We start from the raw sequence: 17,190 nt of genomic DNA on the forward strand, positions 1-17,190 counted from the left end.
CAACGCCGCGAGACCGCGGTGATAGACAGATGGGGCCGCTAAATGCGGCCTCATTTTTTGCAACTTTTTGATGCTTAAGAATTCTGGATAATGAATATGCAAGACATTCAACTCGATAAACGCCTATCTGAACTGCTTTCTCAAGCTGTCACGCCACAAAATGCGCAGCCATTGATGCAGGCGCTCTGCCAATCTCTGAATGAACACAATATTCGTTATTATGTCGATGATGCGCCAAGCATTACCGACTCCGAATACGATAGATTAATGCAGCGTCTGAAACAGCTTGAGGCCGAGTATCCTCAGTTTGTTGCTGCCGACTCGCCCACCCAAAGAGTGGGCGGTATGGCGATTGCAAAGTTTGAACAAATTACTCACCTTAAACCCATGTTAAGTCTCGATAATGCCTTCGATGAGGCGGACTTTAGCGCGTTTCATAAACGTGTCAGCGACAGAGTGGGGCAAGTGAGTTTTTGTTGTGAGCCTAAGCTCGATGGTTTGGCGGTGAGTATTTTGTATCGCAATGGGGTGCTTGAACGCGCCGCGACCCGTGGCGATGGCACTGTGGGCGAAGATATTACCGAAAACGTTAAAACCATTAAGTCAATTCCGCTCAAACTGCGCGGTGACGACTATCCCGAATTGGTTGAAGTGCGCGGCGAAGCCTTTATGCCCAAGGCGGCGTTTGAGGCGCTAAATGAGCGTGCGCGCTTAAAGGATGAAAAACTGTTTGTGAATCCGCGTAATGCGGCGGCGGGCAGCTTACGTCAGCTCGACAGTAAAATTACCGCGTCACGGGCGCTGTCTTTTTATGCCTACGCCTTAGGTGTGGTGGAGCCGATTTCCCATGAACTAGCTAAGACGCATTATGAGCAATTGCAGCAACTTAAATCTTGGGGGCTGCCAGTCAGTAGCGAGATCAAAGTCTGCGACGAACTCAGCCAAGTGTTTGCCTACTATCAAGATATATTGACTCGCCGCAGCGATTTACCCTTTGAGATCGATGGCGTGGTGATGAAGGTGAACGATATCGCCCAGCAGCAAACCTTAGGGTTTGTGGCTAAATCCCCCCGTTGGGCGATTGCCTATAAGTTCCCCGCGCAGGAAGAAATGACCCTGCTCGAAGGCGTAGATTTTCAAGTGGGTCGCACCGGCGCGGTGACGCCAGTTGCGCGCCTAAAACCTGTGTTTGTCGGCGGCGTGACGGTATCGAACGCCACTTTGCACAATGCCGATGAAATCGAGCGTTTAGGTGTGATGGTGGGCGATACTGTGATTATCCGCCGCGCCGGCGATGTGATCCCGCAAATTGTGGCCATAGTGCCTGAGCGCCGCCCAGAAGATGCTAAGGCGATTGCCTTCCCACAACATTGCCCCGTTTGCGGCAGTTTGGTTGAGCGATTAGAAGGTGAGGCCGTGGCCCGTTGCAGCGGCGGTTTATTCTGTGAGGCCCAGCGTAAAGAGGCGATCAAGCATTTTGCCTCCCGCAAGGCATTAGATATCGACGGCATGGGCGATAAAATTGTCGAGCAGTTGATTGATAAGGAGCTGGTTCAAAGCCCGGCGGACTTATTTAAACTTACCGCCTCTATGATGACCATGCTCGACCGTATGGGAATGAAGTCGGCCACCAATCTCGCGCAGGCGATTGAAGCGGCTAAAACCACGACTTTGCCACGTTTCCTCTATGCCTTAGGCATTCGTGAGGTGGGGGAGGCCACGGCGGCGAACCTGGCGACTCACTTTGGTAGCCTAGAGGCACTGCGCGTGGCCACCATAGAGCAACTTATTCAAGTTGAAGATATTGGTGAAGTCGTTGCCCAGCACGTGGCGCATTTCTTTGCCCAGCCCCATAACCTAGAGGTGATCGATGCCTTGATTGCGGCTGGCGTTAACTGGCCAGCGATTGCAGCGCCAAGCGCCGATGAGCAGCCGTTGAAGGGGCAGACTTGGGTGTTAACCGGTACCTTGAATCAGCTTAACCGTAACGATGCTAAGGCACAGTTACAGGCTTTAGGCGCCAAAGTGGCGGGCAGTGTGTCGAAAAATACCGATTGCTTAGTCGCGGGCGAAGCGGCGGGGTCTAAGCTTGCCAAAGCGCAGGAGCTTGGCGTGAAAGTGATTGGCGAGGATGAATTATTGGCTCTTCTGGCTGCAAATAGCTAAGTCGCTGCCGCTTAGTGTATAAAGCCCTGCCTTGCGGGGCTTTTTTATGGCTAGGTCTTAAGCGCTACATTTGAATTATTTATGTTAGCCATTGAATTTAGCCGTTACGCCACCATCTTGTTTATATTGCTTTAGTTTTTACTAAATGGATTGCGATTGAATTTTAGTCACATCACTTGGCTCGATGATAAAGGCCATATCAAACCACCGATTTTTTTATATGCCATTCTGGCTTTTCTCGCCCGTGGCTGGTGTATTTTTATTGCCTCTCTGACCCAAGCCAGTGACAGAGCTGAATTAGTACGGCTCTTCTATCCTGAAAAGTCTGACTTTTTACTCGCACTCGCGGCGGGGCTGGGTGCCGTGGCGCTGTATTTTGTGGTACTGGCGGAGCGGCGGCGTTCGCCCTCATGGCTGCGCCCTGTGTTTGTACACCTTAAATGGGGATTGTGGATTTTATTGTTACTCGATGCAATCTTACTTGCGCAGCGATTAATACACGGGCAATTTTTATTCCATTGGAGTTTAGCCCTCGACGCCTTAGTGCTGTTCTGGTCGTGTTTGTATGTCTACAAGTCAAAACGCCTCGGCTATTATCTAGCCGACTGGCCGAAAGAGACTGTGACGTCGGTAAAAGCAGACTAAGGTCATCTTGTTGTAATTTCAGCTTTTTATCAAATATCTAGTCACTGAGGGATAATTTGTGTGTACTATCCCTCAGTTTGATAAGCATTTTTTCACTTATAGCTTACTGATTTTGTTGAATCATCTATAGTTATATGTACTTAGCTTAAATGTGCGGCCAAAGAAGCCAAAAGATGTGCTTCTTGCGTGCATGAAAGGAGTCATATTGCGTGACAAAAGTTGCCCAACGAAAACTATTACTTTCAGAACTTCAACTTGGCATGAGAGTCAAGTTGCCTTTGTCATGGACGAATCACCCTTTTTTATTTAACCGTGTGGATATCAGTAGTCCGGCTCACATTGAGATGATCCGCGGACTCGGTGTGCCCTATGTGTATCTGATCTCAGGCAATAGTGATGGACTCGAATCGACGGCAGAAGAGGAAGAGGTCGAAGAGATTGTAGAAGCGCCACCGGAGCGTGACTTAAAGGCCGATACCCGTAAGGCGATGCGTTTAAGTCAGAAGCGTTTCTTAGAGAGCGTTAACCAGTGCCGCAATGTGTATGGCAAAGTGGTGAGCGACCCCGAAGGGGCTTATCGTTTGTCGGCCGCCTTAGTAGAAGATTTACTCAGCCATTTGCAGGAGGTCGAGAAACCTTTCCTCACTTTGGTCGGAATGGATGAAAAAGAGGTCAGCGTGACTCAGCACGGCATCTCGGTAGCAGTATTAGCCATGATGATAGGTCAGGCACTCGATTTGCCGGCGCGGGATCTGCGCGATATTGCCTTGGGGAGCCTATTCCACGATATAGGTAAACTCAAAGTCCCCGATGTGATCCGCCGTAAACGGGGCGCGCTCACTCCCCATGAGGCCAATTACCTGCAAATGCACCCGAACTTTGGCTATGACATGCTGAATCGCTCGGGACTCTTTCCAAAGGAGGTGCTGAATATTGTGCTGCACCACCATGAGTTTATTGATGGTTCAGGCTTTCCCGATGGGCTCTCCGGGGCCAAAATCCCCATTATCACGCAAATAGTGAGTCTGGCGAACGATTACGATCAGCAGCTCAGTGGCCAGCAGGCTTCTTCACCGCAGGTGGCTTTAGGTTATTTATTTAAAAATCGTGCGAGTAAACATGCCGAATCCTTAATTGCTGTGTTAGTTAAGATTTTAGGTATCTATCCGCCGGGTACTATCGTCAAGCTATCCGACGACACTGTCGCTAAGGTGATTATGACCACCAAAGAGGTGAGCCAGCCGCAGGTGTGGGCCTGTAAGGAAGATGGTAGCGAGGCCTCATTACGTTTTTTAAGTGATGAAGGGGTGACAGTACAAAAAACCATTCGCGCCGAGGAGTTAACCGAGGGCGCGATCCGCACCTTGCAAATGGACAAAGGCATTAGTTTTTATTTTAGCTCGTTCCAAGCTTGAATCCCGCCACCTGAGTTCCGTATGCTATTGGCCCAAATACCTTGGGGTGTCGGTCAAAGGAAATGGAGTTGAGTGTGGCAGATCAAAAAAGTGTTGCGGTTGTCGGTTGTGGTTGGTTTGGCTTTGCCCTTGCGAAACACTTAGTGCAAGCGGGTTACCGAGTTACTGGCGCTAAACGCCGCACGGAGGAGTTAGCGCCTCTCACTGAGGCGGGGATCCATGGATTCCAACTGCAACTTGGGGATGACGCTGACGTTCTCCCCGACGCGCAGACCTTAAAGGACTTGTTTCAGACCGATTTTCTTGTCGTTAATATTCCTCCGCGCCTCAAACACGGCAATACCGCCTATCTTCAAGAATTACAGCAGTTAATTGCGCTAACCCAAGGCTGGCACTATCAGGGCATAGTGTTTATCAGCACCACGGGCGTTTATCCTTCCCTCGACCAGCCTATGACCGAAGCTGACGCACAGGCTGAATCGGCTTCATCACAGGTGTTATTGGATGCCGAAGATTTATTTGCTCGCCAACCGAATAGCTGCATCGTTCGTTTTGCAGGTTTGGTTGGACCCAAACGTCATCCTGGGCGCTTCTTTGCCGGTAAAACCGATGTGGCGGGTGGCAATGTTGCGGTCAATCTGGTGCATTTGCAGGACTGCGTTGCGGCGGTGAGCTTGATTATTGATGCCAAGGTGAAGGGGGAAAAGGTCGCCGCAATTTATAATCTTTGCGCGCCAGCGCATCCTTCGCGAAGCGAATTTTATGTGGCGGCTGCCGAGTCCTTGGGATTAGCGGCGCCGCAATTTAATGGGCAGTTACAACCCAGTAAAGTCATTCTAGGTGATGCGATAGTCCGTGAGCTTGGGTTTGAGTATCAGTTTGCTTCGCCCCTTGCGATGCTGGCGGCCTGTTAGTGGGTGATTTAGCGCCTATTGTTAACAAATGTTTAAGAACCTTGGCCATCTTTTGAGGTATCTTAATGGCCTGTGCGTGTTGCAAACGACTTACGATTCAATGATGCAGTCACTAATAAGAAGAGAAAATATGATAAGCCTAACTAATTTTGTTCGACCTTTGGCAGCACTGGCCTGTGGATTAGTGTTAAGTGCGAGCTTTGCACTGCAGGCGGCGAGTTTTGAAGAAGGGAAGGATTACGTCACTGTTGCTGGGATCAGCGAAGCACAAAAGCCTGTGCTGCGTGAGTTCTTCTCCTATAACTGCCCACATTGCTACAAGCAGGAACCCTTTATCGCTTCCACGGTAAAACTCTTAGGCAAAGATGTGGCCTTCGAGCGTACGCCGGTGGGTGCGGGGCGTCCGGCATGGGAGCTGAGTCAATTAGCCTATTTTGTCGCGCAAAAGCTGAAAATGACCAAGCAAGTGCACGAAGCGATTTTTAAACAAATCCATGAAAAGGGTGAACAATTTACTCGCCCTGAACAGGTCAAAGCCTTCTTTGTGGCGCAAGGCGCGAAGGCCGATGATGTCGATGCGGCGATGAACTCTGTCGATGCGAAATTTTCCGTGATGAATTACGACTCGCAGGCAGAATTATCGGGCATTAAAGGCGTGCCTTCCTTATTAGTCAATGGCCGCTATTTAGTGACCTCAAAAGTACACAATCCTGAAGAATTAGCCGAGCTAGTAAAATTCTTAGCCGCCAAAAAATAAGCTTGAACTTGCGTCTATGCTGGCGCCCATTTATTTGTTTCCCATAACCCAGCGATGCTGGGTTATTTTTTGCTTTTTTACTGATAATTCTTAGCGGAAATCCTTAGATTCCTGACGGCAATTTATCTCTCTGCAGTACAATATTTTATTTATTTCACAGCCAGTTACTGTTACTCATCTACCTCATCTTGCCATCCAACTAGCATGGCATTTGTGCCGTTTCTAGCCTTAGGATCTTCGACATTGGTCTAAGCTGCTCAAAAAATAACTTTTGCACCAAAATGTAAAATCATTGTTAACTTTATGATTTTAAATACTATTCAATTTTTTCTGGTGTGAGGCACTTCTCAAATTAGACTAAGGTCTTGATTGTGGTCACTCCAGCTGTTGCTAGATTTAACAAGACTTAAAAATAAAACAGCACAGGGGAGTCGCTATGGCATTTGAAAACAACGATAAAGCAAAAGGTTACTGGAATGAGAATTTACGTCTCGTTTTAGGCCTATTGGCTATTTGGGCCGCAGTCTCATTTGGATGTGGCATTCTATTGGTTGATGTACTCAATGAAATCCATTTCATGGGCTTCAAGTTAGGTTTCTGGTTTGCCCAACAGGGATCTATGTATGTCTTTGTTGCGCTTATTTTTGTCTACGCGGCAAAAGCCAACGCCTTAGATAAAAAATATAACGTACAAGAAGACTAAGGAGAACGGAAATGGGTGTACAAGGATTAACTTATCTGATTGTGGGGCTGTCGTTCGCGCTCTACATTGGGATCGCGATTTGGTCCCGTGCGGGCTCGACTAAAGAGTTCTATGTTGCGGGTGGCGGTGTTCACCCCGTTGTAAACGGTATGGCAACGGCAGCCGACTGGATGTCAGCGGCGTCCTTTATTTCGTTAGCGGGTATTGTTTCTTTCGTCGGTTACGACGGCAGTGTGTACCTGATGGGCTGGACGGGCGGTTATGTATTATTAGCCCTGTGTATGGCGCCGTATTTACGTAAGTTTGGTAAGTTCACTGTGCCTGATTTCGTGGGTGAGCGTTATTACTCCCAAGCGGCGCGTACGGTAGCGGTTATTTGCGCTATTTTCATCTGCTTTACATACATCGCAGGCCAAATGCGCGGTGTGGGTGTGGTATTCTCGCGCTTCCTCGAAGTGGATGTGGACACTGGCGTGTATATCGGTATGGCCGTGGTGTTCTTCTACGCTGTGCTCGGTGGTATGAAAGGGATTACCTATACTCAGGTTGCCCAATACTGCGTGCTGATCTTCGCCTTTATGGTGCCTGCGATTTTCTTATCTGTGATGATGACGGGTCATATCATTCCTCAAATTGGTTTCGGCGCTGAAATACTCGATGCTGCCGGCAATAATTCTGGGGTTTACCTGCTCGAGAAGCTGAACAATCTGTCTGCGGATCTAGGCTTTGCACCTTACACCGATGGTTCTAAGAGCATGATCGACGTGTTCTGTATTACCGGTGCTTTGATGGTTGGTACTGCGGGCTTACCCCACGTTATCGTGCGTTTCTTCACTGTACCTAAAGTGAAAGATGCGCGTATCTCTGCGGGCTGGGCACTGGTGTTTATCGCCATCATGTACACTACTGTTCCTGCATTAGCGGCATTCTCTCGCGTTAATATGATTGAGACCATTAACGGCCCTGATCAAAAGGGTGTTGCCTATGAGTCTGCGCCAGATTGGATCAAAAACTGGGAAAAAACCGGTCTGATCAAATGGGATGACAAAAACGGCGACGGCAAAATCTACTATGCCAAAGGCAAAATGGAAGATGCTGCTAGCCCTAACGAAATGAAGATCGACAACGATATCATCGTATTAGCAACGCCAGAAATCGCGAATCTGCCAGCATGGGTTATCGCACTGGTGGCAGCGGGTGGCTTAGCGGCGGCGTTATCTACCTCTGCGGGTCTGTTACTGGTTATTTCGACTTCAGTGTCACACGATTTACTGAAGAAGAACCTGATGCCAAATATCTCTGACAAGAAAGAGCTGATGTACGCTCGACTGGCGGCTGGTATCGGTATCGTGATTGCGGGTTACTTCGGGATTAACCCTCCAGGATTCGTGGCTGCGGTAGTGGCATTCGCCTTCGGTCTGGCGGCATCCTCTCTGTTCCCAGCCATCATCATGGGGATTTTCTCTAAGACGATGAACAAAGAAGGTGCAATCGCAGGTATGGTGATAGGTCTACTGTTCACTGCTGCTTACATCATCTACTTCAAGTTTGTAAACCCAACGGCTAACGTCTCGGCTAACTGGTTCCTCGGTATTTCGCCAGAAGGTATCGGTATGGTTGGTATGGTGGTGAACTTTGCGGTTGCGGCTATTGTCTGCAAACTGACCGCAGCGGCACCAGCCCATGTACAAGATATGGTTGAGTCTATCCGTTTCCCTAAAGGGGCGGGTGAGGCCAGCGGCCACTAATATCATTTAGATTAAGATAAAAGGACGCATAGGCGTCCTTTTGTTTTTATGGCGTCAGCGCAAGCCTAAGGCTGACTTTAGTCGTATATGGCCCAACAATTGTGCGCGCTATAGTGGGATAAAATTCACCTAAAATAAGGTGTTGCTATGAACGCCAGCGAATTACAACCCGTTGTGCAGTTTTTAACGTCTACGGCTCCCTTCGATACCTTGCCAGAGGACACTATTCGCCATTGTGCTAAGTCAGTGATCGTCGGTTATTACAGCAAAGCCTCGGGTTTTGTGAAATTTGATGCCGATGCGCCGAAATTGTATTTGGTTCGCAGCGGTGCCTTTGAGGTACGCGATCCCGAAGGGGTGTTAGTGGATAGGGTTGCCGAAGGGGAGTTTTTTGGCTTTTCGACGCTGTTGTCTGGGGAGAAAGTGGTTAATCGGGTCGCGATTCTCGAAGACAGTTTGGTATATCACCTACCGCAGGCATTGTTTGACCAACTGCGAAGCGAGAGTCGACACTTCGATAAATTTTTTACCCGCGCCTTTGCCAAGCGGTTACGTCACGAGGCGCGGTTTAAGGCGAAAGATCTGACGACCACCAGTCGAATCAGTACCTTGATGTCATCTTCACCCATTATGATCGATGCCCATGCTAGCGTAACGCAAGCGGCGCTCTTGATGCGTAACTCGCGGGTGTCGTCTTTACTCGTCACAGATAATCATAAGCTAGTGGGGATTTTAACCGACAAGGATCTGCGTAATCGAGTGCTTGCTGCCGGACTCGATGGTCGCATCGCTGTGCATCAAGCCATGACCACATCGCCGATTTCGATTTCATCCAATGCGTTGATTTTCGAGGCGATGCTATTGATGAGTGAACATAATATTCACCATCTGCCGATTATTGATGATCAAAATACCGATGAAGTGAAAGCCATTGGTATGGTGACCAGCACCGACATCTTACGTGGCCAAGGTTCGCAGCCCTTGCTGCTGATTGGTGAAATCGAGCGGCAGCGGGATCTCGCCAGCTTAATCAGCGTCAGTAAACAAATTCCCTTGTTGTTACAAAATTTAATCAGTGCCGATGCAAGGGCTGAGGAGATTGGTCGCGTGCTGACCTCGGTCACCGATGCGTTAACGCGGCGCTTGATTGTGCTCAATCAACAAATTCTCGGTGAGGCGCCGATGGCGTTTTGCTGGCTAGCCTTTGGCTCACAAGGACGACAAGATCAAGCCGCCTGTTCGGATCAAGATAACGGCTTGCTGGTGGCCGAGGAAATGGATGATTATGCCAAAGGGTATTTCGATGCCTTGACCCATGCGGTTTGCGCGGGGCTAGATCAATGTGGTTATGCTTTTTGTCCTGGTAATATCATGGCGCAAAACCCCCAGTGGCGGATGTCGCTCAAAGCATGGCAACAGGTCTTTGAAAAGTGGGTGGTCACGCCTGAGCCTAAAGCATTGATGCATGCGAGTATTTTTTTCGATATGCGCTCAGTGTTTGGCCCGCAATCCCTGTTCGACGCCCTGCAGGATAAAGTGCTGGCACAAACCAAAGACAATGATATTTTCCTTGCGGGGATGACGGGCAATTCCCTCGTCGAGTCGCCGCCCTTAGGCTTTTTTCGAAAATTTGTGTTAGAGCGCGATGGCAGTGAGGTAAAAGGCATTGATTTAAAACATAAAGGAAATGCGTTAATCAACGATATCGCCCGCGTGTATGCGCTGTCGGCGGGGATTAAGGAAGTGAATACCGCCAAACGGATCCGCGCGCTGATGGACGCCAATATTCTCAATCGTAAGGATGCGCTTAACTTGGCCGATGCCCATGAATTTATTGCCCATATGCGTTTATCGAATCAAGGTTACCAACATACACAGGGGCTTAAAATCAGTAACTATCTGTTACCTGGACATTTATCTTCTTTGGTACGGCATCAACTACGGGATGCCTTTAAGGTGGTCCATGATGCCCAGTCGGGCATGAAGATGAAATTTATGCGGAGCTTTTAATGGGACCATGGTGGGTTAACGCTAAGCTGAGGTGGCGAGCACTGCGCTGTCAGCATGAGTTATTTAAGGATTACTATCAATCCTTATTGCCACTCTTAGATTTGCCCATTAGCCGGGCGCCCTTGATGGCGATGGATTTGGAAATGACAGGACTCGATCCCTTACAGGACCAAATCTTAAGTATTGGGCTGGTGCCAATTGAAAATGGGGCGATTCCCTTGAAGGGCGCACAGCAAAAACTGGTGCAAATTCAAGGAAGTGTGGGGCAGAGTGCGACGATTCATGGGATCCTCGATAATCATTTAACCGAGGCGGTGACCATTGAAGAGGCGATGGCATGGTTTGTGGCGCAAACCCATGGTCATGTGTTGGTTGCGCACCATTCCCCACTCGATTGCCGTTTCTTACAGCAAGATATCTTGTCGATTTATCATCAAGCGATTGTACTGCCTGCGATTGATACCTTGCTGCTGGAAAAACACCGCTTGCTACGTGAACACTCAGTGCTTAAAGAAGGCAGCTTGAGGCTTGGGGCATGCCGTGAGCGATATGGATTGCCGATTTATGGCGCCCACAGCGCCCTGACTGACGCACTGGCCTGCAGCGAACTGTTGTTGGCACAGGTGGCAAGTATGGGGGGCGTTGAAGAATTAAAGGTGGGTGAATTACTGGCTTACTCACGCTAAACGATGTGTTAGCGCCCTCGCTGCAGAATGATTGTCTCTGCGCCTAAATCCCTTTGTCTGATTTTCTTGAGCTGAATATCTAAATCTAATGCATGTCGTGAGAATTGAGTGCTAACAAAAGGTGGCTTTAGAAAGCGTGCTAAAGAACGCTATTTCGGCTGGCTAGTCTTTCGATAAATCGGCTTCTAATTCAAGACATAAGCGACGTAATTCCTCGATACGCTCGGCATTCATCTTGGAGCGAGCCACCAATTTCTCCGTGAGCTGAGTCGCTTCCTCCCGTAATTGTCTGCCCTTGTCTGTGAGGGAAATAACCTTTTTACGTTCATCCAACTCGGATAAGTTACGGGTGAGTAAGCCCTTTGATTCCAAGCGTTTAACGATTGGGGTTAAGGTGCTGGGATCTAAACGCGTGTCGTTGGATAACTCTTTGAGACTGACATCGTTCACGTACCAGAGTGAGTGCATCACTATGTACTGAGGGTAGGTAAGATCGTATTCGTCAAGGATGGGACGAAAGGCTCGCACTAATGAGTTGGTCGCCGAATAGAGTGCAAAGCACACGTTGTCTGATAATTTTTGAGCCATACCGCTTACCCAGGATGAACAATGAAGGTTGATGTTAACAAATTTTACTTTGTAAAAATAGTTTGCGCGCAAAATATTTTCAGGCGTAACAGTTGATTTGTGCGTCACTTGTGGGTAGTTTATTGGCAAACAGTTTGTGCGCAAACTATTTGCAAGCTAATAAGTTTAGTTCATTGTCGAAATATCACTCCCTGTTTGCAGAGTGTCCGACGTAATAGAGGTTAAGTACATGATAAGCAGTCAAATTCATTTAGCATCACGCCCTATTGGTATGCCTACTCTGGCAAATTTTAAACAGGTCGAGGTGACATTGCCCGCCTTAAAAGCTGGAGAAGTACTGGTTAAAAACACCTGGATGTCAGTCGATCCCTATATGCGTGGCCGTATGATGGACAAAGATTCCTACATTCCACCCTTCCAGATTGATGCGGTTATGGACGGCGGGGCCATAGGTGAAGTTATTGAATCACTCAATCCTCAATTCCCGGTGGGGTCAAAAGTGAGCAATGTCAGTGGCTGGCGCAGCGCCTTTATCAGTGATGGGCAGGATCTCACCTTATTGCCTTCAGCGAATATTCCTGAGCAGTACTTTTTAGGTGTGCTTGGTATGCCCGGATTAACTGCTTGGGTGGGTCTAATGACAATTGCGAAATTAATCCCTAAAGATACCGTGTTTGTTTCAGCCGCATCGGGCGCGGTGGGCATGGTTGTCTGTCAAATCGCTAAGCTTAATGGCTGTAAAGTAATTGCTTCGGTTGGCTCGGATGAGAAGGCTGAATTAGTGAAAAGTCTGGGTGTGGATGCGGTGATTAACTATAAAAAAGTCACTGATTTAACTCAGGCTTTGCGTGACGCGGCGCCCGATGGCATTGATGTGTATTTTGAGAATGTCGGCGGCGCTCACCTTGAAGCCGCATTGAATGTGCTGAACGAATATGGCCGTATTTCTGTATGTGGGATGATTGCCGATTATAACGCGCAGACGCCAGTCCCAGGTCCAAGCAATCTCTTAGCAATCATCACCAAAAAGTTAACCATACAGGGCTTTATTGTGATGGATTACTTTGACCAGTTTGAAGAATTCATCGCTCAAATGGCGCAGTGGCTGCAGGCGGGTAAAGTGAGATCGCAAGAAACGGCTTACCAAGGTTTAGAGCAAGCCCCAGAGGCGTTTATTGGCCTGTTCGAAGGCAAAAACAAAGGCAAAATGCTGGTTAAACTCTAATCTTGCAGTACTTTTACGGCTTAGTATCAAGGTGCAATCCGATGCACCTTGATGTCGTGGGCTATGCCAAACGTGAGTCATGCCAAGTGATGCTGCGGCGGAAGGCACTTGCTGTCGTAAATAAAGTCATCGTTTGAGCTGAAGCCTGTTTTTACAAAGGCTTCAGTTTTCTTTTTCTTTCACAATCAAGCCGGCTGAGTTTGTACTCTGGCTAGCGATTTCAGCTTTAATTCACGCTTATCCCACTACACTGCAACATCGCAGTCCTGAGAAACTCAATGGCCCGTTAAAAGGTTAGTTACCCGTATCATGCTTGGTGACCTTTGCGGGAGACTTGGCAATTCAGTGGAACTGTACTTCACTCTTATTACTAAGAATTCAAAGGCTAAGACGTACTGACACAAGGATAGATTGAATGAACACTAGGTTTAAAGAAAGGTGAGGGTAAGCAGGAGGCGCAAACGCCATCCGACTTTCTTGACCCCTATCTATTAACGACGCATTTTACAGATAACTGATGCCATGAGGGGATGAGGATGCCATTACCGTTACTTTGGCTAGGCAGCGCGGCTATGGGGGCGTTATTGCTCGCCGATGAACGTGAAAAGCGCCAGCAGCTTGAGCGTGACCGTTTATTAGGTAAGGCGCCACGGCTATCGACGGGTAACCAAGCCATGATCGCTGCGCCAAGTCAGTGGCAAAAGGGCTTTAAGCAAGTCTCGCCGCAGCCTGGCAGCATTGTCTGCTGCTATGTGTTTGGGGTCATTGAACATACGGGCATTTGGTTGGCGGATGATTGCCTTGTCGAGTTACATGGCTCAGGGCTGATACGGGCGGTATCGGTAAAGCGCTTTTTAGCGGGGCGCACTGGTAGCCAAATCTATATTGCCTGTAATCATCAACATCAACCACTGATTGCCAGTGATATGGTGAGCCGCGCCGAGCGGGCCATTTATCAATACCGTGAATATGATTTGTTCGACAACAACTGCCATCGATTCGTCTGGTCATGTTTGTGTGGTGAAGAGGTTGCCATAAAAAGCTTTAACGAATTAAATCAAAAACTCGCGGGCTATTTTAAGCAGGGGATTTACTGGGATGAAATGCGTCGCGTACCTGAAGAGATAAAAATGTAAAAGGCCATCCGAAGATGGCCTTTTATCCGTGTTCGGGATTAATTACTTACAGAAATAATCCACAGCACGTTTAACCAGCTCAATGCCACTCAACTCGCAAGGAGGCAGCTGGGCATCACTCACTTGAACCGGCGTTACGCGCTCGCCCCATTGCAATAACAGCGCTGCTGAGGTTAACCCCGCACCGAAAGCACAAGATAGAATGGTTTGGTTTGGCTTAATTAAGCCTTTTTCCAATGCATCGCAGATGGCGATAGGGATAGTGGCTGCCGAGGTGTTGCCATAGTTAGCGATGTTCACGAAGGCTTTTTCTTTAGGGATCTTCATGCGGCTAACGAGGGTATCGATAATGCGCTCGTTCGCTTGGTGTGGGATCACTAAATCGACTTCATCCTTATCGACGCCACATTTCTCCAGCACTTGATTGCTTAACTTATTCATACCATTAATGGCACGTTTAAAGATTTCTTGGCCATCGAATTGAATATAAAAATCTAAGGACTCGGCGGAGAATCTATCCATCGCAGTACCAAAACCGGCTTTTAGGATATCGCGACCTTCAGGATCGTTATTCAGCTCATAACCTAACACACCGCCCGGAACATCCGTCGCTTCAACAATAACTGCGCCCGCGCCATCACCAAACAACACGGCGGTTTCACGGCGTGACCAATCGAGGTAGAAAGATAAACGTTCGGCACCGACTACTAGTACTTTTTTGCACTGACCACTCTTGATCTGTGAGCTGGCTAAGCCTAAGCCATACAAAAAGCCACTGCATGCCGCGTTGATATCGAAGGCTGCGCAACTTGCACCAATATTCGCCTGGACTGTGGAGGCAATATTAGGGATCAAGGTATCTGGGCTGGCGCTGGCTAAAATGATCATATCAATTTCGCTGCCGTCAATGCCCGCCGCTGCAAGGGCGCGTTTAGCGGCAACCGATGCTAACTCAGAGGTATTCACATGGCTGATATGACGCTGGCTGATCCCGGTACGGCTTTTAATCCATTCATCGGAAGTTTCGATAAAAGTAGCAAGATCATCGTTAGTCAAGGTGGCGGGAGGAACACATTTTCCCCAGCCAGTGATAGTGGCGTACTGCATGGTGTTTTCTCTCAAATAAAAAAGGCAGAACCTGAAGTGCTGCCTCAAATCGACAACAAAGCTTATCGGTATAACGAATGACAGTCCGTGATCTAGACCACCTGTTTGGCGACGAGATCCCGAATTGTCATTGCGGCATGCAAAATATGATGTCGCAGCAACGCCGTGGCTTTCTCTGTTTCTCTTTGTTTGCAATAGTTGAGCAGTTCGCGGTGCTCGTGCTCTGCTGCGGGAATGCCTCCTGCGAGCAGCAATTGCAAACGGATATATCTATCGCAGTTAGTATTGAGGCCGTGGACAACCTCTAGCGTATGTGGACGATTGGCGGCTTGATATAAACAGGTATGAAACTGTGTATTTAGCTCGCTCCAACTGGCGACGGCATCTTCATGTTTAAAGGCCGATTCCAATTGCTCCAATACGCGTTCTGCTTTTATTAAATCGTCTTCTTGAAGTCGTGGTATGGCTTTGGCGAGCAGATCGGTTTCGATCATGGCGCGTAATTCAAAAAGCTCAGTCACTTGTTCAACGGATAATTCGGTCGCGGTCGCCCCTTTATGGGGTTCGAACTTCACAAGCCCCTCCGCCTCCAGCTGTAGTAAGGCTTCTCTCACGGGAATGCGGCTTACATGTAAGGCTTCGGCTAAGGCGCTTTGTCTGAGTGGTTCCCCTGCGGCTATATCACCCGAAAGAATTTTCTCTCTCAGCACTTCTACAACTAATTGGGTGCGGGTTTTATGGACTATAGGCGTAGTTCGACTCATTATGACCGTCTGTTTTTAGGTGTTTTATTGTTATCTGTGCAAGGTTACCGTTAAAAACAGTACAAATAAAGGGAAAAGCTCGATTGAATACCGCACCCCTTAAGCCTAAAAAAGCATTATCGGGCGATTTTATCGGCGAAATGCATCGGGATAAGTACGATTTAATACGGTTTTACGCCCGCGTTAGTCGAGATAAGCCGGAACTTGTTCAAACTGCGTCATGTCGCTGACAACTTCGCGGTGCAATTTCTTGCAATGGATGGAATAATAGGGAAATTACGCATTAAGCGCCGTTTTTAGTGAGTGGAGTAGTACTGTGGGTACAGTCAATCGAGCCGTATTTTTAGACCGTGATGGTGTGATCAACAAAGATCATGGTTATGTGCATCAGGTGGATGACTTTGAATATATAGAAGGTGTGTTTGAAGCCTGCCTCGCCTTAAAGCAAATGGGATACAAATTGGTGGTGGTTACCAATCAGTCGGGGATTGCCCGTGGCATGTATACTGAAGATCAATTCCACAGTCTCACCGAATGGATGGATTGGAACTTTGCCGATAAAGGTGTCGACCTCGATGGCATCTATTATTGCCCGCACCATAATGAAAAAGGTCTCGGTGAATATAAAGTCGATTGCGATTGCCGCAAGCCAAAACCTGGCATGCTACTCGATGCGGCAAAATTCCTGAAAATCGATTTGTCGCAGTCGGTCATGGTGGGCGATAAAGCAGACGATATGCTTGCGGCCAAAGCTGCAGGGGTCCCGACACGTATCCTCGTCCGTACTGGTAAAGCAATCGCTGATGATAGCGAGGCGTCTGTAGTGCTCGATAGCATTGCCGATGTGCCGGGATTTTTAAAGAAGTAGCTTATCTTGCTATTTAAAGCGTGTATCAATCGATTTGAACGGCGAGATTGAGCTCGAACCGAGAGCTTAACAACAAAAAGTGCAGTATTTACTTTATCGTTTTGCAGTGTGACCCGTGCTAACGGCGTTATTAGGGCGATAAATATAACCAAAGTGATGGAAATTACAGCGAATTAGGCGCTAAAACCGAAGTTTGGTTTAAAAATTGCGCACTCACGTCGCTTTTTCTCATTATTTTGTCGAAAGGGGTTGCGGTAAAATCTGACATCCCTATAATGCGCATCCACTGGCCCAGCGGGGTCAACGGTGAAAGCCAAAAGCGTTAAACGCCCAAGGCAAATAACCATGCTCTTTAACAATTTATCAAGCAAATCTGTGTGGACACTCACAGGTGTTGAGTTAATCGAAATTACTCTGCCGTTTGGCGAGTAATCAAAAAATTAAATCAATGAATGAGT

The 17,190-nt window shown here is 48.0% G+C and carries 15 protein-coding genes; 12 read left to right on the plus strand and 3 right to left on the minus strand.

The window, feature by feature from the left end; translation table 11 throughout:
• Positions 1-96 precede the first annotated feature (96 nt).
• From ligA to L2713_RS18080, 9 genes are all read left to right on the plus strand, one after another.
• The gene (gene ligA / locus L2713_RS18040; protein WP_248968839.1) at positions 97-2,166 is read left to right on the plus strand and encodes an NAD-dependent DNA ligase LigA; all 2,070 of its coding nucleotides are present in this window, start codon (positions 97-99) and stop codon (positions 2,164-2,166) included.
• 156 nt (positions 2,167-2,322) lie between these two features.
• The gene (locus tag L2713_RS18045) at positions 2,323-2,811 is read left to right on the plus strand and encodes a DUF2919 domain-containing protein (protein ID WP_248968840.1); all 489 of its coding nucleotides are present in this window, start codon (positions 2,323-2,325) and stop codon (positions 2,809-2,811) included.
• Between the two features lie 209 nt (positions 2,812-3,020).
• Positions 3,021-4,226: an HD-GYP domain-containing protein gene (locus L2713_RS18050; RefSeq protein ID WP_248968841.1), complete on the plus strand. Its 1,206-nt coding sequence runs from the start codon at positions 3,021-3,023 to the stop codon at positions 4,224-4,226.
• A 62-nt stretch (positions 4,227-4,288) separates the two neighbouring features.
• A complete protein-coding gene (locus L2713_RS18055) occupies positions 4,289-5,140 on the plus strand; it encodes an SDR family oxidoreductase (protein ID WP_248968842.1) in 852 nt (283 codons plus the stop codon).
• 130 nt (positions 5,141-5,270) lie between these two features.
• Entirely contained in the window at positions 5,271-5,897 is a 627-nt protein-coding gene (locus tag L2713_RS18060; RefSeq protein WP_248968843.1) for a thiol:disulfide interchange protein DsbA/DsbL, read from the plus strand.
• A gap of 436 nt (positions 5,898-6,333) precedes the next feature.
• The gene (locus L2713_RS18065; protein WP_011622295.1) at positions 6,334-6,600 is read left to right on the plus strand and encodes a DUF4212 domain-containing protein; all 267 of its coding nucleotides are present in this window, start codon (positions 6,334-6,336) and stop codon (positions 6,598-6,600) included.
• A gap of 11 nt (positions 6,601-6,611) precedes the next feature.
• Positions 6,612-8,348 carry a sodium:solute symporter family protein gene (locus L2713_RS18070; protein WP_248968844.1) on the plus strand — a complete coding sequence of 579 codons (1,737 nt, stop codon included), beginning with the start codon at positions 6,612-6,614 and terminating at the stop codon, positions 8,346-8,348.
• A gap of 147 nt (positions 8,349-8,495) precedes the next feature.
• Positions 8,496-10,358: a DUF294 nucleotidyltransferase-like domain-containing protein gene (locus tag L2713_RS18075; protein ID WP_248968845.1), complete on the plus strand. Its 1,863-nt coding sequence runs from the start codon at positions 8,496-8,498 to the stop codon at positions 10,356-10,358.
• Entirely contained in the window at positions 10,358-11,044 is a 687-nt protein-coding gene (locus L2713_RS18080; RefSeq protein ID WP_248968846.1) for an exonuclease domain-containing protein, read from the plus strand. Before L2713_RS18075 ends, L2713_RS18080 begins: the two co-directional genes overlap by 1 nt.
• A 162-nt stretch (positions 11,045-11,206) precedes the next feature.
• On the opposite strand, the gene L2713_RS18085 is transcribed toward L2713_RS18080, so the two are convergent.
• A complete protein-coding gene (locus L2713_RS18085) occupies positions 11,207-11,632 on the minus strand; it encodes a MarR family winged helix-turn-helix transcriptional regulator (RefSeq protein ID WP_089068056.1) in 426 nt (141 codons plus the stop codon).
• A gap of 229 nt (positions 11,633-11,861) precedes the next feature.
• Between L2713_RS18085 and L2713_RS18090 the strand changes: the two genes are divergently transcribed.
• On the plus strand, positions 11,862-12,857 hold the full coding sequence (locus L2713_RS18090) for an NADP-dependent oxidoreductase (RefSeq protein WP_248968847.1): 996 nt from the start codon (positions 11,862-11,864) through the stop codon (positions 12,855-12,857).
• 536 nt (positions 12,858-13,393) lie between these two features.
• On the plus strand, positions 13,394-13,993 hold the full coding sequence (locus L2713_RS18095) for a lecithin retinol acyltransferase family protein (RefSeq protein WP_248968848.1): 600 nt from the start codon (positions 13,394-13,396) through the stop codon (positions 13,991-13,993).
• A 42-nt stretch (positions 13,994-14,035) separates the two neighbouring features.
• On the opposite strand, the gene L2713_RS18100 is transcribed toward L2713_RS18095, so the two are convergent.
• Together L2713_RS18100 and L2713_RS18105 are read right to left on the minus strand one after the other, a co-directional pair.
• On the minus strand, positions 14,036-15,100 hold the full coding sequence (locus L2713_RS18100; RefSeq protein WP_248968849.1) for a ketoacyl-ACP synthase III: 1,065 nt from the start codon (positions 15,098-15,100) through the stop codon (positions 14,036-14,038).
• 92 nt (positions 15,101-15,192) lie between these two features.
• Positions 15,193-15,864, minus strand: a complete 672-nt coding sequence (locus tag L2713_RS18105; protein ID WP_086904656.1) for a GntR family transcriptional regulator — start codon at positions 15,862-15,864, stop codon at positions 15,193-15,195.
• 316 nt (positions 15,865-16,180) lie between these two features.
• On the opposite strand from L2713_RS18105, the gene gmhB reads away from it, so the two are divergent.
• The gene (gene gmhB, locus L2713_RS18110) at positions 16,181-16,732 is read left to right on the plus strand and encodes a D-glycero-beta-D-manno-heptose 1,7-bisphosphate 7-phosphatase (protein WP_011625872.1); all 552 of its coding nucleotides are present in this window, start codon (positions 16,181-16,183) and stop codon (positions 16,730-16,732) included.
• Positions 16,733-17,190 lie beyond the last annotated feature (458 nt).

This window comes from Shewanella seohaensis (genome assembly GCF_023283775.1).
GTDB lineage: Bacteria > Pseudomonadota > Gammaproteobacteria > Enterobacterales > Shewanellaceae > Shewanella > Shewanella seohaensis.